Origin of the sequence: Pseudomonas sp. 28 E 9 (assembly GCF_900004785.1) — a bacterium.
Lineage (GTDB): Bacteria > Pseudomonadota > Gammaproteobacteria > Pseudomonadales > Pseudomonadaceae > Aquipseudomonas > Aquipseudomonas orientalis_A.
In genome coordinates, this window is the sequence record NZ_CVTK01000046.1 from 66,777 (window position 1) to 85,638 (window position 18,862).

The following is an 18,862-nucleotide window of genomic DNA, read 5'->3' on the forward strand; positions in this document are numbered from 1 at the left end:
TCTGCTCCTTTTATAAAAATACGAACTTCGCAATGAAAATCGCGCACAACACCCACAGGCTGACGGAAATCTCGCGGTACTTGCCGGTGCCGGCCTTGAGCGCCACGTAGGTGATGAACCCCAGCGCAATGCCGTCGGCGACCGAAAACGTCAGCGGCATCATGATCGCGGTGACGATCGCCGGAATGCTGTCGGTGGCTTCGTCCCAGTTGATATGCGCCATGCTCGCCATCATCAGCATCGCTACGTAGATCAACGCGCCGGCGGTGGCGTAGGCGGGAATCATGCCGGCCAGCGGCGCGAAGAACATCGCCGCCACAAACAGCACGCCCACCGTTACCGCCGTCAGCCCGGTACGGCCACCGGCTGCCACACCGGCGGCGCTTTCCACGTAGCTGGTCACAGGCGGCACGCCGACCATGGCGCCGAATACACTGGAGGCACTGTCGGCCTTCAGCGCGCGGGACAGGTTGTCGATCTTGCCATCGGCGTTCACCAGGCCAGCACGTTGCGCAACGCCCATCAGTGTACCTGCGGTGTCGAACATGTGTACAAAAAGAAAGGCGAATACCACGCTGATCATGCTCACATTGAACACACCCATCACGTCCATGGCCATCCAGGTCGGCGCCAGGCTCGGTGGGGTGGAGAGAATGCCGTTGTAATGCACCAGGCCCAGGCCCCAGCCGGCCAGCGTGACGGCGATGATGCTGATGAGGATCGCGCCGAACACGCGGTGATAGCTGAGAATGGCGATCAGCAGGAAACACACCGCCGCCAGCAGCGGCGCGGGCTCGTGCAGGGAGCCGAGCTTGATCAGAGTCGCCGGGCTGTCGACGATGATCCCGGCGGTTTTCAGACCGATCACGCCGAGGAACAGGCCTACCCCGGCGCCCATGGCGTGGCGCAGGCTCACGGGAATACTGTTGAGCAGCCATTCACGGATGCGCGACAGGGTCAGGATCATGAACAGCACGCCGGAGATAAACACCGCACCGAGGGCGGTCTCCCAGTGGTAGCCCATGGTGCCAACCACGGTGTAGGTGAAAAACGCGTTCAGGCCCATGCCCGGCGCCAGGCCCACCGGCCAGTTGGCGTACAGACCCATCAACAGGCAGCCCAGTGCGGCGGCGATGCAGGTGGCGACGAACGCCGCACCGTGGTCGATGCCCGCATCGGCCATGATGTTGGGGTTGACGAAGATGATGTAGGCCATGGTGATGAAGGTGGTAAGGCCGGCGATCAGCTCGGTCTTCACTGTGGTGCCATGCAAGCGCAGTTTGAACAGGCGTTCCAGCCAGCCGTGGTGCGGCGGGCTGAGGTCCAGGGTTGGGGCTTCGGTTTTGCGGCTATCCACAGCGCGTACTCCTCAATCGTTTTATTGTTATTTCCAGCGCCGGTCACATGAGTGGGCAGCAGCGCTTTGAGGTACCGGCGGGCTTTGTTGACTGATAGGTCAGGAACTCGCACGAAGCGAATTATGCTTTTGTATACAAATAAAGCAAATAATGTTTTCGATTATCTGCGCAGAAAGGGATGAAAGGCCGTCCACCACAGCAGTCGGACGGATTTATTCTGCGCAGCGCCTTGAAACAAACCGTGGATAGCCGCACTTTGTGGGCGCAAGCGTTCGTTCCGGGCGCGTCAAGCGGCATAAGGGGAGCCCATGTACAAGGTTTATGGCGACTACAAATCGGGCAACTGCTACAAGATCAAATTGATGCTCAACCTGTTGGGCATCCCGTACCAATGGATCGATATCGATATTCTCCAGGGCGACACCCAGACCCCTGAGTTCCTGGCGAAGAACCCCAACGGCAAGATCCCGGTGCTGGAGCTGGAAGACGGTACCTGCCTGTGGGAGTCCAACGCGATCCTCAACTTTCTCGCCGATGGCAGCGACTTCCTGCCCAGCGAGCCGCGCTTGCGTACCCAAGTGTTGCAGTGGCAGTTCTTCGAGCAATACAGCCACGAGCCTTACATCGCCGTGGCGCGGTTCATTCAGCTCTACCTGAACCTGCCGCAGGATCGCCTGGAGGAATACAAGACTACCCACAAGGGCGGCTACAAGGCGTTAAGGGTGATGGAGCGCCAGCTGCAAGCCACGCCGTATCTGGTGGGCGAGCAATATTCGATTGCCGATATTGCGCTGTATGCCTACACCCATGTGGCCCATGAAGGCGGGTTTGACCTGGCGCCGTATCCGGCGGTGCAGGCGTGGCTGCAGCGGGTGGCCAGTCATCCTCGGCATGTCCCGATGCTGGACTGATCATGCAATCAAAAGGTGAGGGCAAGCCCTGATGTAGGAGCGAGCTTGCTCGCGAAAAACGTCAACGATAACCCGTGCTTCCTGAATGAACGCGGTACCTGTGAATTTTTCGCGAGCAAGCTCGCTCCTACAGAGGGTGGTGATCGCCAAGCGCTCTGCGACCATTCAGCTCAAGGGTGAGTCAGATAACTCTTTATTCAAAAGGTCAAAGCAGCGCTGTGCTGCCGGGCTTAACGCCATCCCACTGCGAGTGATCAACCCGATCTCCCGGTTCACGCCGGGGTGATCGATCGTGATCCGCTGCAACCCCTCCAGGCTGTCCGCCGCCGACTCCGGCAGCACACGATCCCCAACCCTTGGCGCACCAACGCCAATACCGTCGACATGTAGTTGGCTTCCATGCCCGCGTTCAGCGTCAGTCGTGTCTGGTCGAACAGCGCGTCCACTTGCTCGCGCACGCTGCTGTCGCGTCCGGTCAGGATGATCGGCTGGTCTGCCAGTTGCGCCAGGGTCAGTGACCGATAGCGCGTCAGCCCATGGTCCAGCGGCACAAACGCGCACAAGCGATCATTCAACACCGGCACGAAGTCCAGGCCATGACTCAGGCGCGCACGTACGCCGATGCCGAAGTCCACCTCGCCGGAACGCACCTGGGCATGAATGCGATGGGCGACCAGGTCATGCAGGCGCACTTCAATCCCGGCGAATCGCTCGCGAAACAGGCGCAACGCCGGCGGCAGGCTGCCGGCGCACACCGAGGGCAGGGCGGCGATAGTGACCACACCCCGGCGCAGGGCGGCGAGGTCGCGGGAGCCGCTGACGATGTTGTCCAGGTCCAGCAGCAGTTTTTCCATGGGCCCCCGCGCTTCCTGGCCGGCGGCGGTGATGCTCACATGGCGCGGGCTGCGGTCGAGCAGGGTGACGCCGAGCCAGTCCTCCAGTTGCTGGACTTGCACGGTGAGGGCTGAGGGAGACAGGTGCAGCTCGTTGGCCGCCTTGGTGAAACTGCCGGTGCGCGCAACGGCGAGGAAGGCCTGGATGTGCTGGATGCTGTTTTTCATAAGGGCGGCTTCATTTTGTTTTTCCGAACATACCATGCCGAATATTCCAATTTACAAAGACTAGCCCGCTTCCAATACTCCAGGGAAAACAATAACCGGCCACCAAGGCCGCTCTGGAGTACCCCATGCTCGCAACCCTGGGCGTCATTACCATCCTCTGCCTGCTTGCTGCCGTCATGAGCAAGCGCCTCTCGCCCCTGGTGGCCCTGATTGCCTTGCCGATCATCGCCGCGTTGATCGGTGGATTCGGCCTGCAAACCAGCGGGTTCATCATCACTGGCATCAAGAACGTCGCCCCGGTCGTTGGCATGTTTGTGTTTGCGATCCTGTTCTTCGGGATCATGACCGACGCCGGCATGCTCGACCCGATCATTGATCGCATCCTGCGCACGGTCGGCACGCGTCCTACACGGATTGTCGTCGGCACCGCGACCCTGGCGCTGCTGGTGCACCTGGACGGCTCCGGCGCGGTGACCTTTCTGGTGACGGTGCCGGCGATGTTGCCGTTGTACACCCGGCTGGGCATCGACAAGCGCATCCTGGCCTGCGTCTGTGCGATGGCCGCCGGGGTCAACTTCCTGCCGTGGACCGGGCCGGTGCTGCGCTCGTCCGCGGCGTTGCATGTGCCGGTGGCGGACCTGTTCCAACCGCTGATCCCGGTGCAGATCGTCGGGCTGATCTTTGTGTTCGCCTGCGCCTGGTGGCTGGGTCATCGGGAAGAAAAACGCCTGGGCCTGGGCGCCGGTTCCAGCGTCGATGCGGTGCCGCAACGGGTGCTCAGTGACGACGATATCAAGCTGCGCCGTCCACGGCTGTTCTGGGTCAACCTGATGCTCACTCTGCTGGTGATGGTGGTGATGATCGCCGGCTGGGTCGACCCGGTGGTGATGTTCATGCTCGGCACCGTGGTCGCGCTGTGCATCAACTACCCCAATGTCGACGCCCAGCGCGCGCGTATCGACGCCCATGCCAAAACCGCCCTGACCATGGCCAGCATCCTGCTCGCCGCCGGCGTGTTCACCGGCATCATGCAAGGCACCGGCATGCTCAAGGCGATTGCCGAAGTGGCGGTGGCGCAGATTCCCGCCGGCCATGGCAAGTTGATCCCGGCGGTGGTCGGCTTTATTTCCATGCCGCTGAGCATGTTGTTCGATCCCGATTCCTACTATTTCGGCGTGATGCCGGTGATCGCCGAAGTCGGCAAGGCGCTGGGCGTCGACCCGCTGCAAGTGGCCCAGGCCTCGTTGCTGGGTGTGCACACCACCGGTTTCCCGGTCAGCCCGTTGACCCCCGCGACCTTCCTGCTGGTGGGCCTGTGCAAGATCGAACTGGCCGATCACCAGCGCTTCACCATTCCTTTTCTGTTTGCCGCGTCGGTGCTGATGACCCTGACCGCGCTGCTTTTGGGCGTTATCTAAGAGGAGTTATCTGAGATGAAAACCTTGCGCATCGGCGCCGGCGCCGGCTACTCCGGTGACCGTATCGAACCCGCCGTGGAACTGGCCGAACAGGGCGACCTGGATTACCTGGTGTTCGAATGCCTGGCCGAACGTACGATTGCCCTGGCGCAACAGGCGCGTATCAGCGATCCGGCAGGCGGCTACGACCCCTTGTTGAGTGAGCGCATGCAGCGGGTGCTGCCCTTTGTCGGACGGCAACCGGGCCGCCGTCGTCTGCGCGTTATCACCAACATGGGCGCCGCCAACCCGGTCTCGGCTGCGGTTGAAGTGCGGCGCATTGCCGGTGAACTGGGGGTGAACCTCAAGGTGGTGGCCGTGGTGGGCGACGACGTGTTGCAGGCGTTGCGGCCCGAGCAGTGGCTGGACAACGGCCAGACCGTGGGCGCACTGGGTGAACGGCTGGTTTCGGCGAATGCCTACCTGGGCGTGGAGGGCATCCTTGAGGCCCTGCGCGCTGACGCCGATGTAGTGATTACGGGGCGTGTGGCCGACCCGTCATTGTTTCTCGCGCCGCAGATGTTTGAATTCGGCTGGGCCGCCGACGATTGGCTGCGCCTGGGCAGGGGCACCCTGGTCGGGCATTTGCTCGAGTGTGCGGGGCAGGTCAGCGGTGGTTATTTCGCCGACCCAGGCCGCAAGGATGTGGATGACCTGGCACGCCTGGGCTTTCCATTGGCCGAGGTCGACGCCGACGGACATGCCTTGATCACCAAAGTGGCGGGCTCCGGGGGGCAGGTCAGCCGCGCCACCTGCAGCGAACAATTGATCTACGAAGTGCACGATCCGCAAGCGTATCTGACCCCGGATGTCACGGCCGACTTTTCACGGGTGGGCTTTGTCGAGGAGGGCATTGATCGTGTGCGTGCCCAGGGGGCCGACGGTCGTGCCCGGCCTGAACAGCTGAAGGTCAGCGTCGGTTATCTGGATGGCTGGATCGGTGAGGGGCAGATGTCCTACGGCGGTCCAGGCGCTGTCGCACGGGCGCAATTGGCGCGAGATGTAGTGCTCAAGCGTCTGGAACTGACCGGCGTGAAGATGCAGGACGTACGCGCCGAGTTGATCGGCATGGACTCATTGCACGGGCCGCGCAGCCTCGTTGAGCCCTGGGAGGTGCGCCTGCGCGTCGCTGCTCGTTGCGAGGCGCGCGCTGACGCCGTGCGCGTCGGTAACGAAGTGGAAACCCTCTACACCAACGGCCCGGCCGGCGGTGGTGGAGCGAGCAAGAGCGTGCGCCAGGTGGTGGCGGTGGCGTCGTTGCTGCTGCCCCGTGGCGACGTCAAACCGAGGATTGAAGGATGAAACTGCACACGCTGGCCCATTCCCGCACCGGGGACAAGGGCGACACGTCGAACATCTCGATCATTGCCTATCGCGCCGAAGACTATCCGTGGCTGTGCGAACAACTGACGGCCGAGCGCGTGGCCGAGTTCTTTGCCGATTTGCTGGAGCCCGGCGCTGCGCCGGTCCGGCGTCATGAACTGCCCAATGTGCAGGCGCTGAATTTTGTGTTGCCGGGCATCCTGCGCGGCGGCGTGACCCGCTCGCTGGCGCTGGATGCCCATGGCAAATGTCTTGGGTCGGCGTTGCTGGACCTGGAGTTGCCAGCAGCGAACTGAATGTGGGAGGGGGCTTGCCCCCGATAGCTATAGGTATCTACACAACTCAGCAGCGCCCAACCGTAACCACGATGCGAAGCGAGCCGCTCTTGATCTTGATCTGCTTTTGATCTCAGGCGCCCCGTTAAACCACGCTGGCCGAACGCAGGCTTGAATCCGTGGGTAACCCGGCAGGACGCCGGGTTAGCCGCACTGGGCCAGGGATGGCCCATTGCGGCGGCCCACGGATTCAAGCCGGAGAGAGCACACCGAGCCTAGGCGAGGTGCCGAGTGGTGGGGCAAGAGCGTTTTGCTTACTTTTGCGCTTTTCAAAAGTGAGCCGCTGTAAAAGCGGAACCCATAGCAGCCGTTACCGCAGAAACGGATATGTACTCAACCCAATCCAACATCCTGGTCGGCCCAGAGGCCGCCATCGGGGGCAAGCCGAATCGTCGCACCGCCCCTCCCACAATGGATCTGCGCAGGTCTGTCAGATCGCGGCGAAGCGCTTGTCCAGGTAATCAATGATCACCTTGGAATCGTACATCCAGGTAGTCTGGCCGTTTTCTTCGATGCGCAGGCACGGCACCTTGATCTTGCCGCCTTGCTCCAGCAGAGTCTGGCGATCCTGCGCATTGTTCTTCGCGTCCTTGAGCGCCACCGGCACATTCAGGCGATGCAGGGTACGACGGGTCTTCACGCAGAACGGGCAGGCATGGAACTGATACAGGGTCAGGCCTTTGGCCGCTTCATTCACCTGCGCCTGTTGTTCGGCGGGCCGCTGCTTTTTGCGCGGACGGGTCAGGAAGTCGCCGGCGATGATGATCTGGCCGAGGCCTACTCGAAGTGCTTTGACGAACATGGCTGAAAGCCTCTTGCCCATGGAGAAGGGGTCGCAGCTTACCTGAATTTTACGGACGAAAAAAAACCGGCGATGAACGCCGGCCTTTTCCTGCACAGCCGTTTACTTGATCAGGCTGAGAAATTCGCTGCGTGTGGCCGCGTTTTCACGGAACTCACCGAGCATCACCGATGTAATCATCGACGAGTTCTGTTTTTCCACACCGCGCATCATCATGCACATGTGCTTGGCCTCGATCACCACCGCCACGCCGAGGGCGCCGGTCACTTCCAGCACCGCATCAGCGATCTGGCGGCTGAGGTTTTCCTGGATCTGCAGGCGACGCGCATACATATCGACGATCCGCGCGACCTTCGACAGGCCCAGCACTTTGCCGCTCGGGATGTACGCCACGTGGGCCTTGCCAATAAACGGCAGCAGGTGGTGTTCGCACAGCGAGTACAACTCGATGTCCTTGACCAGCACCATTTCGCTGTTGTCGGAGCTGAACAAGGCGCCATTGGTGACTTCTTCGAGCGTCTGTTCATAACCGCGGCAGAGGTACTGCATTGCCTTGGCGGCACGCTTTGGCGTGTCGAGCAGACCCTCGCGGGAGACGTCCTCGCCGAGTTGGCCGAGAATCGCGGTGTAGTTTTGTTCCAATGTCACAGGACTGTTTCCGTATGGGTTTCAGAGCGGTACGGTGTATGCCTGTACCAATATGAAGCGTTGTTACCGCGCGGATATCGCAGTGTGCGCTGGTGATTGGCGCACATAGTAGCGTAGGTACGGCGACAGGTGTATTCCCGCACGAAGCCGATGTTAAAGTCGGCCTCCAGTGAGGAGTATGTGATGACGCCACGGGAACGAAGTATCGCAGAGCGTGCCGTTGGCTTCGCCAAGGCGAATCGCACACGAATTGCCAGGGATTTGGCCTGCTTGACTCGCTATCCCGGTGAAGAATATCCCGTCTCGGTTTTTATGGCGGGTTCTCCTGGCGCCGGTAAGACTGAGGTCTCGAAGTCCTTTGTCAATCTGATGGAGGCGCATGGGGCCAAAACGCTTCGTATCGACCCTGACGACTTCAGGGATTATTTTCCTGAGTATAACGGTGCGAATTCGAGCCTGTTTCAGCGCGGCGTAATCATTATGGTGGAGCGGGCCATCGACCTCGTTTATCAGCAGCGACAATCATTTCTTCTGGATGGGACTCTCGCGAATCTCGACGTTGCGCGAAAAAACATCCAGCGTGCGCTCGGCAAGAAAAACCGCTCAGTGCAAATCATGTATGTGTATCAAAAGCCGGAGCTGGCATGGGAATTTGTGCTTGCACGGGAAGCCGTTGAAGGCAGGAACATCCCTTGCGTGGAATTCGTTCGCCAGTTCTATGCATCCAAGGCGACGGTGTGCCAATTGAAGCGCGAGTTTCTGGAAAAAATCCAGGTCGATGTGATTCTCAAGAATACTGATGGGAACGACGCCGAGATTGGCATCGACCTTTCAACTGACGAAATTGACGAACTGGTCAGGCAGCCCTACCATCCTGAACAACTTGAGCAAATATTGACCGGAGTAGCCTCATGAAAGGCGAAATTACGGACGCAATAGAGAAATATCCTTCTACAACCATGTCCGATTTTTTCCGAAGCTGTTCGGTAGAGGAGAGGCGGGCGGTCTATCGAAGCGCAGCCAATACTGCAATCACGATGCAAAAAGCCGTCATCTCACTGGCAAGAGAGAAAAAAGCTAGAGAGTTCGCCGGCGAATAAAAGCCGCGTCCTCCTGATTGACAGCCCAGCCTGAGTGCTGGGCTTTTTATTGGTTACTCGTCGCGCCCCTCCATCATGGTGCGCTTGAGCATCACATAGACCGCGCCGGCCCCGCCGTGGCGGGCCTGGCAGGAGGTAAAGCCGAGCACCTGGGTGTGCTGGCGCAGCCAGGTGTTGACGTGGCTCTTGATCATCGGCCGCTTGCCGTCCAGCCGCACGGCCTTGCCGTGGGTGACGCGCACGCAGCGGATTTCGAATTTGGTGGCCTCGGCGAGGAAGGCCCAGAGAGTTTCCCGCGCCTTCTCCACGGTCATGCCGTGCAGGTCAAGGCTGCCCTCGAACGGGATCTGGCCGGCCTTGAGCTTGCGCATCTGGCTTTCCTGCACCCCATCGCGGGCCCACATCAATTCATCTTCGGGGCCGACGTCGATCACGAACTGATCCGACAAGCCATCCACGGTGGTGGCATCGGTGCGCACGGTCGCGGCCTGGCGCAGCTTGGCGATTTGCGCCCGGTCAGCCTTGGGTTTGCCGGTGTCGGCGCGGTCGTGCTTGATCGGCTTGACGCCGCGCAGCTCGTTCTTGAACAGGGAAAAGTCGTCGTCTTGCATGTCAGCCTCCGCGAAGGGCGGGCAGTTTACCTAAATCGCGGCGGCTGCGGCGCGTCGAATACTATCCAAGCGCCATTAGTCGTGCTTTTTCATCAGGTGCGAGGCGATATTCAACGACAACGGCTGGCGCATTTTCCGACGGCTGCGGCGCCACAGCCATACCCCCAACCACAGCACCAACAGGCCGATCCCCAGCAGGATCGCTGAACCGCCAGGGCTGGCATTCAGCTCGCCGAGTGCCGGCGAATGCCCAAACAGACCGGCGCCACCAGCGCCAGCCAACAGCAGACCTACGATCGCCAGCAGCGCGGCAATGCCCGCCACCACGCGCAGACGCCAATTGCTCGGGCCCTTGGGACGCAAGCGACGAGCATCAAAACCATCGGATATCTTCATTCCGACCTTTCCTCCAGGGTATCGGCCCTTCGACCGGAAGATACACAGGTTGTTCCTGCGCCCGGGGCAAATGCGCGAAATGAGCAGGCCTTGCGGATGAGCGGGGCAATGAACATGGGCACACCGCTCATCACAGAGACGATCAGATCAGATCTTTGGTCAACGCCAGGGTGGCGAAGTTGTCGGCCATGATGGCCATTTCGGTTTGCTGCACATGTTCGGCACTGAGCACGCCACCTTTGCAGGGCAAGTCGCGCGTCGCGCAGGCATCTTCCACCAGGGTGCAGCGAAAGCCGAGGTTCTTGGCGGCACGTACCGTGGTGCTGACGCTTGAATGACTCATGAATCCGCAGACGATCAGGTCCAGCGAACCCAGGTCCTGCAGGTGTTTCTCCAGGCCGGTGCCGTGAAAGGCGCTGGGCAGCAGCTTGCCGATAATGGTTTCGTCGCCTTCAGGCTCAAGGCCAGGGATGAATTCGCCGCGCTCGCCTTGCGGATCGAACAGGCCGCCGACGGTGCCCAGGTGGCGCACATGCACAATCGGGCGTCCGGCGTTGCGCGCAGCGGTCACCAGTTGCTTGATGTTGCCGACCGCCGCGTCCATGCCCGAGAGGGCGAGTGGGCCGCTGAGGTATTCCTTCTGGGCGTCGATGATCACGAGGGTCGCATGGGCAAGGTTGGCAGCTGCGTAACCACGACCGCTGATTTGAAACATCGTCTTTGGAACGGACATTCTGGGGCTCCTGTCAGGGGGGCTTTTGCGCCATTGTCCACTGGCTGAGCGGTTCTGTGAATCGCTACCCGCGTAAGGTACGCCGTTGCTGGCGTGCAGCCATGTCAAGGGGGTGGCTTGTTTAAGTCATTAGGGAGAATTTGGATGAAATCCGACATGCGGCAGCGGTATTTCGTACATCGTCGGTACAGATGAACGCTGTTAGAATCGCCAGTCGTTTTTTCCAGGAGTCTGCCCCGTGATCACTTCCCGCCTGCGCACTTTGCGCGACCATATCCGTTGGGCTGTCAGCCGTTTCCATGGGGAAGACCTGTTTTTTGGCCACGGCACCGACAATGCCTGGGACGAAGCCCGGCAACTGGTGCTCGGCGCCCTGCATCTGCCATGGGAAATTGCCGACAGCTACCTGGACTGCAATTTGGAAGAAGAGGAAATTTCCCATGTGCAGCGTTTGCTGCATCGGCGCATCCATGACCGCGTGCCCACGGCCTACTTGCTCAAGGAGGCCTGGTTCTGCGGCATGTCGTTTATCGTTGATGAGCGCGTGCTGATTCCGCGCTCACCGATTGGCGAGCTGATCGAAAACCGCTTCGAACCCTGGCTGGCCCAGCCGCCGGCGCGCATTCTCGACTTGTGCACCGGCTCCGGTTGCATCGGCATCGCCTGTGCCTATGAGTTCCCCGAGGCCGAGGTGGTGCTGGGTGACTTGTCCTTCGAAGCCCTCGAAGTGGCCAACCAGAACATCGAGCGCCACGGCGTCGATGAGCGCGTCTATACCGTGCAGGGCGACGGCTTTGACGGGCTGCCGGGCCAGCGCTTCGATCTGATTGTGTCCAACCCGCCGTATGTGGACGCCGAAGACTTCGCCGATATGCCGGATGAATACCAGCACGAACCGGAGCTGGGCCTGGCTTGCGGTGACGACGGCTTGAACCTGGTACGGCGGATGCTGGCCCAAGCGGCGGACCACCTGGCCGAGAAGGGGTTGCTGATCGTTGAAGTGGGCAACAGCCAAGTGCATGTTGAAGCGCTGTACCCGGAAGTGGATTTCGCCTGGCTGGACTTCCAGCGGGGTGGGCATGGGGTGTTCATGCTCACGGCTGAGCAGTGCCGGGCGCATCAGGCAATCTTCGCCGCCCGCGTTTAACTCGGTCAATGTGGGAGGGGGCTTGCCCCCGATGGCGGCCTCGGGGCCGGCCAGGATGTTGGATTGGAACGAGTACATATCCGTTTCTGTGGTAACGGCTGCTATGGGTTCCGCTTTTACAGCGGCTCACTTTTGAAAAGCGCAAAAGTAAGCAAAACGCTCTTGCCCCACCACTCGGCACCTCGCTTAGGCTCGGTGTGCCCTCTCTCCGGCTTGAATCCGTGGGCCGCCGCAATGGGCCATCCATGGCCCAGTGCGGCTAACCCGGCGTCCTGCCGGGTTACCCACGGATTCAAGCCTGCGTTCGGCCAGCGTGGTTTAACGGGGCGCCTGAGATCAAGATCAAAAGCAGATCAAGATCAAGAGCGACTCGCTGCGCATCGTGGTTAGCGTTGGGCGCTGCTGAGTTGTGTAGATACCTATGGCTATCGGGGGCAAGCCCCCTCCCACATTTGATTGCATTCCAGTCTGTTAACGGTGCGTGGCAATCCAGATCAACAGCCCTGCCTGAAACACGGTAAATGCCACCAGGCAGGTGATGGTAAAGCGCAGCCCGCTGTCCTCGCGTTTGAACTTGAGCACCTTTTCCTCTTCCTTGCGCAGTTTCACTTCCTGCTCGGCCAGGTTCTGCTCGGCCTGTTGCAGCATCTGCGCAGCTTCGAGGATTTCCACGAATTGCACCTTTTCGGTGTTCCAGCTGTCCAGCACATCGCTGACTTTGCCCGGCTGTACGTTGCCCTTGAGGTGTTGCACGTCGGCATAGGCCACGTCAAAACCCTGGACGCGCAGGAAGTGATCGCGGCGCAGGCGCGTGGCTTCGTTGAGCGCGTCCTTGTTGGCCAGGTCGACGCCATCGACGCGGTAGTGTGACCACTTCTTCTTGGCCCATGCGGCGGCCTGGGCCACCAGGAAGCGGCCGAGGCCACGGTTGGCCGGTTCGATTTCCAGGCTGCTGCCCGGGCCGAAGTGCACGCGATGTTTATCGTGGTCCACCCAGATATCCAGGGTGTTCTGCTCGCGCCGAACGCGCTGGCCGGGCAACTGGATGACCAGGCGCAACAGGCTGTGATGCGAGTCATGGCGCTCGGCGTAACCGAACTGTACAAACCGCAAGGGCCGCGCGCCGGTCGCACGGTCGATGGCCAACGGGGCGAGGCGCAGCATCTTGAAATGTTCGGCGTGTACGTCCGCCCAAGGCAGCGCCGCCGCAGCGGCGGCCTCGGCTTCAGCCGGGATGTCAGCGGTGAGTTCGGGTGTTGCTTCGGTGGTTGTCATGCGGCGCGATCCTGTCCAAGCCCTGCGAGCCGACAGTCTTTTTACTGTCGACTCTGGGCTTATCGGCCGTTTTCTCCAGGACTGGAGGCCAATGGCCGCTTAACGCGGTGCAATTCCGTCGATAAAGCGCACTATCCGCTCGCCCAACTCGGCCGCAAGGGGCAATTTCGGATCGTTGTAGGACGCCAGTTGCTGCTTGACGTTGTTGGGCACGATGCGCATCACGTGGTTCATGCCTTCGATCACGGTCAACTGTGCGTCGGGCTTGGCCTTTTTCAATTGCCGGGCATCGTCCACGCCGACCTGTATGTCGTTGGTGCCCTGGATGATCAGGGCCGGCATGCTCAAGCGCGCAAAGGCTGCCGAGGGATCGGCGCGAAACAGGCTGATCAGATAGGGCTGCACGCTGGGTCGGAAAATACCTTCCAGCGGGCGCGGCACATCGTCATCCACCTGGCCGGCCTTGAGGTGGTCGAGAATGTCGTTGCTGCGCAGCAACAGGGCCGGTGGCAGGTGATCGGCCAGTTGCTGGCGAATCACCTGGTCGACCGGGCGGGCGCTGCCGGACAAGGAAATCACCCCGGCCGGATTCAACTGCGGCGCAGCGAGGGCGGCGACCAGCGCGCCTTCGCTGTGGCCCAGCACAATCAACGGGCCCATGCGCTTGTCAGCCTTGAGCAACGTGCCCCAGACCACGGCGTCGGCCACGTAGGCGTCGAGGGTCAGGTTGCGTTCATCCGGGGTCGCGGCAAGGCTGGCGGCCACGCCGCGTTTGTCATAGCGCACGCTGGCGATATTGTGCCGGGCGAGCACCCAGGCCAGGCGCTTGAGGCTGTCGTTGCGCGCGCCGTCGGCGCTGTTGCCGTTGCGGTCGGTGGGACCTGAACCGGCGATGATCAGCACCACCGGCACGGGTTGGTCGGACTGCGGCAACAGCAGCGAGCCAAACAGCTCGCCGCTGCCGGTGTCCAGGCTGATGGGCCGTTGCAGCACGACGGGGGAGGCGGCCTGGGCCGCGACGGTAAACAGGGTGAGGGTGAACAGCAGAACTCGCAGCATCATCGCGCCATCATTGGAGAGGTGCCGGTTGGACCAACGTCTACCGGTAAGGTTTCGAGGATGAACTAGTCGGTTAGCCTGCGTATACTGGCCGCCTTAAGTTATTACGGTTGACTTGATTCAACTGATTTCACGGAGCGCTCCGCATGTCCGGCAACACCTTCGGCAAGCTGTTCACAGTCACCACCGCGGGCGAAAGCCATGGCCCGGCGTTGGTCGCCATTGTCGACGGCTGCCCGCCCGGCCTCGAGCTGTCTGTGCAAGACCTGCAGCGTGATCTGGACCGCCGCAAGCCCGGCACCAGCCGCCATACCACCCAGCGCCAGGAACCCGACGAAGTCGAGATTCTCTCCGGGGTGTTCGAAGGCCGCACCACCGGCTGCGCCATCGGCCTGCTGATCCGTAATACCGACCAGAAGTCCAAGGACTACTCGGCGATCAAGGATCTGTTCCGCCCGGCCCACGCCGACTACACCTACCATCACAAATACGGCGAGCGCGACTACCGTGGCGGCGGCCGCAGTTCGGCCCGTGAAACCGCGATGCGCGTGGCGGCCGGTGCCATTGCCAAGAAATACCTGGCGACCCAGGGCATCGTCATTCGTGGCTACATGAGCCAGCTCGGCCCGATTGAAATCCCGTTCAAGACCTGGGACAGCATCGAAGACAACGCCTTCTTCTGCCCCGACCCGGACAAGGTGCCGGAGCTGGAAGCCTACATGGACCAACTGCGCCGCGACCAGGACTCGGTCGGTGCGAAGATCACCGTCGTGGCCGAGGGCGTGAAGCCGGGCCTGGGCGAGCCGATTTTCGACCGTCTCGACGCCGAACTGGCCCACGCGCTGATGAGCATCAACGCGGTCAAGGGCGTGGAAATCGGTGCCGGTTTCGCCTGCGTGGCCCAGCGCGGCACCGAGCATCGCGATGAGATGACCCCGCAGGGGTTTCTCAGCAACAACGCCGGCGGCATCCTCGGAGGCATTTCCTCGGGCCAGCCGATCGTTGCGCACCTGGCGCTCAAGGCCACATCGAGCATCACCACGCCGGGCCGCTCGATCGATGTGCACGGCAACCCGATCGACGTGATTACCAAGGGCCGCCACGACCCGTGCGTCGGCATCCGCGCCACACCGATTGCCGAGGCGATGATGGCTATCGTGCTGATGGACCACCTGCTGCGCAACCGTGGACAAAATGCCGATGTGCAGGTGAGTACGCCGGTGCTGGGCCAGCTGTGACGGGCTGACAGTGACAGCCCTCCCTTATTGGCGCCTCTCCAGTTTCTACCTGTTCTACTTCGCCCTGCTCGGGGCGACGGCGCCGTTCCTGGCGTTGTATTTCGATCACTTGGGCTTCTCCAGCGCGCGTATTGGCGAGCTGGTGGCCATCCCCATGCTGATGCGTTGCGTGGCGCCCAACCTCTGGGGCTGGCTGGGCGACTACACCGGCCGCCGCCTGGCCATCGTGCGGTTCGGCGCGGTGTGCACGCTGTTGAGTTTCTCGTTGATTTTCGTCAGCAAGACCTACGCCTGGCTGGCCCTGGTCATGGCCCTGCATGCGTTCTTCTGGCACGCGGTGCTGCCGCAGTTCGAAGTGATCACCCTGGCTCATCTGCAACGCCAGACGGCGCGCTACAGCCAGATCCGCCTGTGGGGCTCCATCGGCTTTATCCTTACCGTCGTAATCATGGGCCGGCTGTTCGACTGGCTGAGCGTGGACATCTACCCGGTGGTGGTCGTGGTGATCATGGCCGGTATCATCGGCGCCAGCCTGTGGGTGCCGAATGCGCAGCCCGCCAGCCACGGCCAACGCCTGGCCGGGGACGGCTTTGTGCGGCAATTACGCAACCCCGGCGTGCTGGCGTTCTATGCCTGTGTGGCACTGATGCAGATGAGCCATGGCCCCTATTACACCTTTCTCACACTGCACCTTGAACACCTGGGCTACAGCCGTGGCGTGATCGGTTTGCTGTGGGCCCTCGCGGTGGTGGCGGAGGTGTTGATGTTCCTGGCCATGAGTCGCATCCTTTCGCGCTTTTCGGTGCGCCGGGTGCTGCTGGCCAGTTTCCTGCTGGCGGCGCTGCGCTGGCTGCTGCTCGGCGCATTTGCCGAATTTTTCTGGGTGCTGCTGCTGGTGCAAGTGCTGCATGCCGCCACGTTCGGCAGTTTCCATGCGGCGGCCATCGCCTTCGTGCAGCGCAGTTTCGGTGATCGCCAGCAAGGCCAGGGCCAGGCGCTTTACGCCGCGCTGGCCGGCACCGGCGGTGCGCTGGGTGCGCTGTATGCCGGTTACAGCTGGAACCTGCTGGGCCCCACGCTGACGTTCAGTATTGCCAGCATCGCGGCCCTGGCTGCCGCCGTTATCATTGGCCTTCGATTGCAAGAGCCCAACCAAGGAACCGTGCAATGAGCTATGTCGCCGTCTATGACCTCGCTACACCGGGCACCCCGAACAAGGTGCTGACCCACTTCGACGACATTCAGTCGACCCTGGCCGAACACGGCGTGCGCTTTGCACGCTGGCAGCCCGGCACACTCGAAAAGGGCGCCGACGAGGCGCAACTGATTGCGGCGTATCAGCCGCAGATCGACGCGCTTGGCTACGCGCGTGCCGAGGTGCTCAGCATGACCGGTGCTGACTCCAAAGAAGTGCTGCAGGCCGAACGCCTGGATGAGCACACCTGCGCTGAAGACCAGGCGCGATTCTTCATCGCTGGCCAGGGGCTGTGCTCGTTGCGCGTTGGCGAGTATGTCTACGGCGTGCGGTGTGAGAAGAACGATCTGCTGATCGTGCCTGCCGAGATGCCCCATTGGTTCGACATGGGCGAGCATCCTTATTGCGTGATGCTGCATTTGTTCAACACCGTCGAGGGCGCGGTGCCGACGTTGACCGGCAGTGACATCGCCCGTGACGCTGGCAAATTGGACGACTAATACAAACCTTTTAAATGTTCAACCCGGGCAAGTTGGAATTTGCTGTGGGAAGAAGCCTAATTCCATGTAGGGCTTGGCTGTTTAGCCTCGGCCTTGCCCTCTCATTGCTCAGGTTGTGTAACTCTCGCTTTGTTCAATGTTCACGGCGCCTGTCAATAGGAAGAATCCGAAGGGTGACAGCGCATCGGCATATAAAAAGGAGAGAGCAATGAGTCGCCCAGAGGAGATGTCTCACCCGTTGGAAATCGTGCCGACGGCCATCAGAAGACGCTTGAGTCTGCTCGGCAAACCCCTCACCCGGACGGAACTGGAGATTCTGCGATGGGCCTCCGAGGGCAAGACCATTTGGGAGATGAGCAGGATTCGCTGCACCTCGGAGGCCACGGTTAAATTCCATCTGCGCAATATCTACGGCAAGCTCGATGTGAATAACCGGGTGCAGGCGATGAATGAGGCGACGCGTCAGGGACTGTGCTGATGGCATAAAAAAGGGCCGCGACGCTCAACGGCGTTGCGGCCCTTCTTTAACGGTGGCGCTTATGCCGAATGGTAAGTCGGCAGGGCAAAGCGGTTCTGGCTTTGCAGCATCGAAATTTGCGGCAGCTCACTGGCTTGTTCGGCCAGGTCGCGGCGGATGGCGCTGATGACCCAGGTCAGTTGGTCGGCGGTGTGCAACTGCTGATACGAGATCGAGCGCTTGACCTGTTTGCCTTCACTGTTACGCAGGGTCAACAGAATGCCGCCGTCTGGACGTGGTTGGGTGGTGACGTCGTAGTTGGAAAATACCGAAGCGAATTTATCTTGGATCAGGCTCATGTCTATCAGCTCCATTGGCTCAAGTTGGCAAGCATGGAGTGATAGGTGCAGTGATTGTGCCAGTATTGAATCCTATAAAAAGTCTTTATAAATCAGTGAGTTATAAATAATAGAGATTTTCGTTTTCGTGCAATTTGCATGAAAGGCCATCGTGCATCCTGCATTTTGCGTTATCCAGACGGTTAATTCCTGCGCGCAGATGCTCTTTTCCTAACGACTCAGACCCCATGCTTGCGGGATAAATTCCATCCGGCCGGCGGCCCGGCTTTCTCTATTGATTATGCCTATGGGCGCTTTTGACAAAAAAGCCATGACAGCGGGGAACTCCATCGCGACACTGGGCGCCATATAAAGCATCAGAAAGGAGCCCTACTATGTCGACCCAGCCCCAACAAATGACCGAAGACGAAGCCGCCGAATTTGCCGAGCAGGTCTTCGACGTCGCCCGCAAGGGCGATGCCGCCATGCTCGCGGCGCTGTTGGCCAAAGGTCTGCCGGCCAACTTTCGTAACCACAATGGCGACACGCTGTTGATGCTCGCCGCCTACCACGGCCACGCCGAGGCGGTAAAAGTGCTGCTGGAGTTCAAGGCCGACCCCCTGATCGCCAACGACAAGAACCAACTGCCGATTGCCGGTGCGGCATTCAAGGGCCACCTGGCGGTGGTCAAGGCGCTGATCGAAGGTGGCACCCCGGTTGAAGCGGCGTCTTCGGATGGGCGCACGGCATTGATGATGGCGGCCATGTTCAACCGTGTCGAAATGCTCGACTACCTGCTCCGCCAGGGTGCCAACCCCAAGGCCACCGATGCCCAGGGGGCGACGGCGCTGGCTGCGGCGCAGACCATGGGGGCAGTGGATACGGCGGCGCTGTTGCAAAAACTGGTGTAGGCTACGC

At 61.0% G+C, this 18,862-nt stretch carries 21 protein-coding genes and 1 pseudogene; 12 read left to right on the plus strand and 10 right to left on the minus strand.

Features of this window, described 5'->3' with window-relative positions; all coding sequences use genetic code 11:
- Positions 1-10: 10 nt before the first annotated feature.
- Positions 11-1,357, minus strand: coding sequence for an NCS2 family permease (locus BFQ00_RS13735; protein WP_065894007.1), 1,347 nt, complete (start codon positions 1,355-1,357; stop codon positions 11-13).
- 309 nt (positions 1,358-1,666) lie between these two features.
- On the opposite strand from BFQ00_RS13735, the gene BFQ00_RS13740 reads away from it, so the two are divergent.
- Positions 1,667-2,269, plus strand: a complete 603-nt coding sequence (locus BFQ00_RS13740) for a glutathione S-transferase family protein (protein WP_065933810.1) — start codon at positions 1,667-1,669, stop codon at positions 2,267-2,269.
- A gap of 165 nt (positions 2,270-2,434) precedes the next feature.
- Here BFQ00_RS13740 and BFQ00_RS13745 read toward each other — a convergent pair.
- A pseudogene (locus tag BFQ00_RS13745) lies at positions 2,435-3,330 on the minus strand (LysR family transcriptional regulator).
- 125 nt (positions 3,331-3,455) lie between these two features.
- Between BFQ00_RS13745 and BFQ00_RS13750 the strand changes: the two are divergent.
- Genes BFQ00_RS13750 through BFQ00_RS13760 form a run of 3 tightly spaced genes read left to right on the plus strand, consistent with a single transcriptional unit; the run spans position 3,456 to position 6,406 of the window.
- The gene (locus BFQ00_RS13750; RefSeq protein WP_065887954.1) at positions 3,456-4,748 is read left to right on the plus strand and encodes a CitMHS family transporter; all 1,293 of its coding nucleotides are present in this window, start codon (positions 3,456-3,458) and stop codon (positions 4,746-4,748) included.
- Between the two features lie 15 nt (positions 4,749-4,763).
- Positions 4,764-6,089, plus strand: a complete 1,326-nt coding sequence (locus BFQ00_RS13755) for an acyclic terpene utilization AtuA family protein (RefSeq protein WP_065933811.1) — start codon at positions 4,764-4,766, stop codon at positions 6,087-6,089.
- Positions 6,086-6,406: an AtuA-related protein gene (locus tag BFQ00_RS13760; protein WP_065933812.1), complete on the plus strand. Its 321-nt coding sequence runs from the start codon at positions 6,086-6,088 to the stop codon at positions 6,404-6,406. Before BFQ00_RS13755 ends, BFQ00_RS13760 begins: the two co-directional genes overlap by 4 nt.
- A gap of 469 nt (positions 6,407-6,875) precedes the next feature.
- Here BFQ00_RS13760 and BFQ00_RS13765 read toward each other — a convergent pair whose 3' ends face one another.
- Together BFQ00_RS13765 and folE are read right to left on the minus strand one after the other, a co-directional pair.
- Positions 6,876-7,247, minus strand: coding sequence for a glutathione S-transferase N-terminal domain-containing protein (locus tag BFQ00_RS13765; RefSeq protein ID WP_065887957.1), 372 nt, complete (start codon positions 7,245-7,247; stop codon positions 6,876-6,878).
- Positions 7,248-7,349: 102 nt separating this feature from the next.
- Positions 7,350-7,895, minus strand: coding sequence for a GTP cyclohydrolase I FolE (gene folE / locus BFQ00_RS13770; protein WP_065887958.1), 546 nt, complete (start codon positions 7,893-7,895; stop codon positions 7,350-7,352).
- Positions 7,896-8,078: 183 nt separating this feature from the next.
- On the opposite strand from folE, the gene BFQ00_RS13775 reads away from it, so the two are divergent.
- Together BFQ00_RS13775 and BFQ00_RS13780 are read left to right on the plus strand one after the other, a co-directional pair.
- Positions 8,079-8,810, plus strand: a complete 732-nt coding sequence (locus tag BFQ00_RS13775) for a zeta toxin family protein (protein WP_065933813.1) — start codon at positions 8,079-8,081, stop codon at positions 8,808-8,810.
- Complete coding sequence (locus BFQ00_RS13780) at positions 8,807-8,995, plus strand: hypothetical protein (protein ID WP_065887959.1); 189 nt, start codon at positions 8,807-8,809, stop codon at positions 8,993-8,995. Before BFQ00_RS13775 ends, BFQ00_RS13780 begins: the two co-directional genes overlap by 4 nt.
- Positions 8,996-9,048: 53 nt before the next feature.
- Here the strand turns inward: BFQ00_RS13780 and BFQ00_RS13785 are convergent, their stop codons facing one another.
- The 3 genes from BFQ00_RS13785 to BFQ00_RS13795 form a co-directional block, all read right to left on the minus strand.
- Entirely contained in the window at positions 9,049-9,606 is a 558-nt protein-coding gene (locus BFQ00_RS13785; RefSeq protein ID WP_057721413.1) for a Smr/MutS family protein, read from the minus strand.
- 75 nt (positions 9,607-9,681) lie between these two features.
- The gene (locus BFQ00_RS13790) at positions 9,682-10,002 is read right to left on the minus strand and encodes a hypothetical protein (protein ID WP_065933814.1); all 321 of its coding nucleotides are present in this window, start codon (positions 10,000-10,002) and stop codon (positions 9,682-9,684) included.
- Positions 10,003-10,144: 142 nt separating this feature from the next.
- A complete protein-coding gene (locus tag BFQ00_RS13795; RefSeq protein WP_065894014.1) occupies positions 10,145-10,735 on the minus strand; it encodes a cysteine hydrolase family protein in 591 nt (196 codons plus the stop codon).
- 238 nt (positions 10,736-10,973) lie between these two features.
- Here BFQ00_RS13795 and prmB point away from each other — a divergent pair, with 238 nt between their 5' ends.
- The gene (gene prmB, locus BFQ00_RS13800; protein ID WP_065887962.1) at positions 10,974-11,882 is read left to right on the plus strand and encodes a 50S ribosomal protein L3 N(5)-glutamine methyltransferase; all 909 of its coding nucleotides are present in this window, start codon (positions 10,974-10,976) and stop codon (positions 11,880-11,882) included.
- A 471-nt stretch (positions 11,883-12,353) separates the two neighbouring features.
- Here prmB and BFQ00_RS13805 read toward each other — a convergent pair whose 3' ends face one another.
- Both BFQ00_RS13805 and BFQ00_RS13810 read right to left on the minus strand, forming a co-directional pair.
- Complete coding sequence (locus BFQ00_RS13805; RefSeq protein ID WP_065933815.1) at positions 12,354-13,157, minus strand: hypothetical protein; 804 nt, start codon at positions 13,155-13,157, stop codon at positions 12,354-12,356.
- Positions 13,158-13,256: 99 nt separating this feature from the next.
- Complete coding sequence (locus BFQ00_RS13810; protein ID WP_065933816.1) at positions 13,257-14,219, minus strand: alpha/beta hydrolase; 963 nt, start codon at positions 14,217-14,219, stop codon at positions 13,257-13,259.
- A 143-nt stretch (positions 14,220-14,362) separates the two neighbouring features.
- Here BFQ00_RS13810 and aroC point away from each other — a divergent pair, with 143 nt between their 5' ends.
- From aroC to BFQ00_RS13830, 4 genes are all read left to right on the plus strand, one after another.
- Positions 14,363-15,454, plus strand: coding sequence for a chorismate synthase (gene aroC / locus BFQ00_RS13815; protein WP_065933817.1), 1,092 nt, complete (start codon positions 14,363-14,365; stop codon positions 15,452-15,454).
- A gap of 10 nt (positions 15,455-15,464) precedes the next feature.
- On the plus strand, positions 15,465-16,625 hold the full coding sequence (locus BFQ00_RS13820; protein ID WP_065933818.1) for an MFS transporter: 1,161 nt from the start codon (positions 15,465-15,467) through the stop codon (positions 16,623-16,625).
- A complete protein-coding gene (locus BFQ00_RS13825; RefSeq protein ID WP_065933819.1) occupies positions 16,622-17,149 on the plus strand; it encodes an acireductone dioxygenase in 528 nt (175 codons plus the stop codon). The genes BFQ00_RS13820 and BFQ00_RS13825 overlap by 4 nt, the downstream gene beginning before the upstream one ends.
- Before the next feature lie 208 nt (positions 17,150-17,357).
- The gene (locus tag BFQ00_RS13830; protein WP_065887968.1) at positions 17,358-17,627 is read left to right on the plus strand and encodes a response regulator transcription factor; all 270 of its coding nucleotides are present in this window, start codon (positions 17,358-17,360) and stop codon (positions 17,625-17,627) included.
- Between the two features lie 59 nt (positions 17,628-17,686).
- On the opposite strand, the gene BFQ00_RS13835 is transcribed toward BFQ00_RS13830, so the two are convergent.
- A complete protein-coding gene (locus BFQ00_RS13835) occupies positions 17,687-17,965 on the minus strand; it encodes a DUF3509 domain-containing protein (RefSeq protein ID WP_003172952.1) in 279 nt (92 codons plus the stop codon).
- A 374-nt stretch (positions 17,966-18,339) separates the two neighbouring features.
- On the opposite strand from BFQ00_RS13835, the gene BFQ00_RS13840 reads away from it, so the two are divergent.
- Positions 18,340-18,855 carry an ankyrin repeat domain-containing protein gene (locus BFQ00_RS13840; protein WP_065933820.1) on the plus strand — a complete coding sequence of 172 codons (516 nt, stop codon included), beginning with the start codon at positions 18,340-18,342 and terminating at the stop codon, positions 18,853-18,855.
- Positions 18,856-18,862 lie beyond the last annotated feature (7 nt).

Excerpts from the sequence above, each read along its gene's own strand:
- BFQ00_RS13740 (WP_065933810.1), top strand. The coding sequence starts at position 1,667 with ATGTACAAGGTTTATGGCGACTACAAATCGGGCAACTGCTACAAGATC.
- BFQ00_RS13750 (WP_065887954.1), top strand. The coding sequence starts at position 3,456 with ATGCTCGCAACCCTGGGCGTCATTACCATCCTCTGCCTGCTTGCTGCC.
- BFQ00_RS13755 (WP_065933811.1), top strand. The coding sequence starts at position 4,764 with ATGAAAACCTTGCGCATCGGCGCCGGCGCCGGCTACTCCGGTGACCGT.
- BFQ00_RS13760 (WP_065933812.1), top strand. The coding sequence starts at position 6,086 with ATGAAACTGCACACGCTGGCCCATTCCCGCACCGGGGACAAGGGCGAC.
- BFQ00_RS13765 (WP_065887957.1), bottom strand. The coding sequence starts at position 7,247 with ATGTTCGTCAAAGCACTTCGAGTAGGCCTCGGCCAGATCATCATCGCC.
- BFQ00_RS13775 (WP_065933813.1), top strand. The coding sequence starts at position 8,079 with ATGACGCCACGGGAACGAAGTATCGCAGAGCGTGCCGTTGGCTTCGCC.
- BFQ00_RS13780 (WP_065887959.1), top strand. The coding sequence starts at position 8,807 with ATGAAAGGCGAAATTACGGACGCAATAGAGAAATATCCTTCTACAACC.
- BFQ00_RS13785 (WP_057721413.1), bottom strand. The coding sequence starts at position 9,606 with ATGCAAGACGACGACTTTTCCCTGTTCAAGAACGAGCTGCGCGGCGTC.
- BFQ00_RS13790 (WP_065933814.1), bottom strand. The coding sequence starts at position 10,002 with ATGAAGATATCCGATGGTTTTGATGCTCGTCGCTTGCGTCCCAAGGGC.
- BFQ00_RS13795 (WP_065894014.1), bottom strand. The coding sequence starts at position 10,735 with ATGTCCGTTCCAAAGACGATGTTTCAAATCAGCGGTCGTGGTTACGCA.
- BFQ00_RS13805 (WP_065933815.1), bottom strand. The coding sequence starts at position 13,157 with ATGACAACCACCGAAGCAACACCCGAACTCACCGCTGACATCCCGGCT.
- BFQ00_RS13810 (WP_065933816.1), bottom strand. The coding sequence starts at position 14,219 with ATGATGCTGCGAGTTCTGCTGTTCACCCTCACCCTGTTTACCGTCGCG.
- aroC (WP_065933817.1), top strand. The coding sequence starts at position 14,363 with ATGTCCGGCAACACCTTCGGCAAGCTGTTCACAGTCACCACCGCGGGC.
- BFQ00_RS13825 (WP_065933819.1), top strand. The coding sequence starts at position 16,622 with ATGAGCTATGTCGCCGTCTATGACCTCGCTACACCGGGCACCCCGAAC.
- BFQ00_RS13830 (WP_065887968.1), top strand. The coding sequence starts at position 17,358 with ATGAGTCGCCCAGAGGAGATGTCTCACCCGTTGGAAATCGTGCCGACG.
- BFQ00_RS13835 (WP_003172952.1), bottom strand. The coding sequence starts at position 17,965 with ATGAGCCTGATCCAAGATAAATTCGCTTCGGTATTTTCCAACTACGAC.
- BFQ00_RS13840 (WP_065933820.1), top strand. The coding sequence starts at position 18,340 with ATGTCGACCCAGCCCCAACAAATGACCGAAGACGAAGCCGCCGAATTT.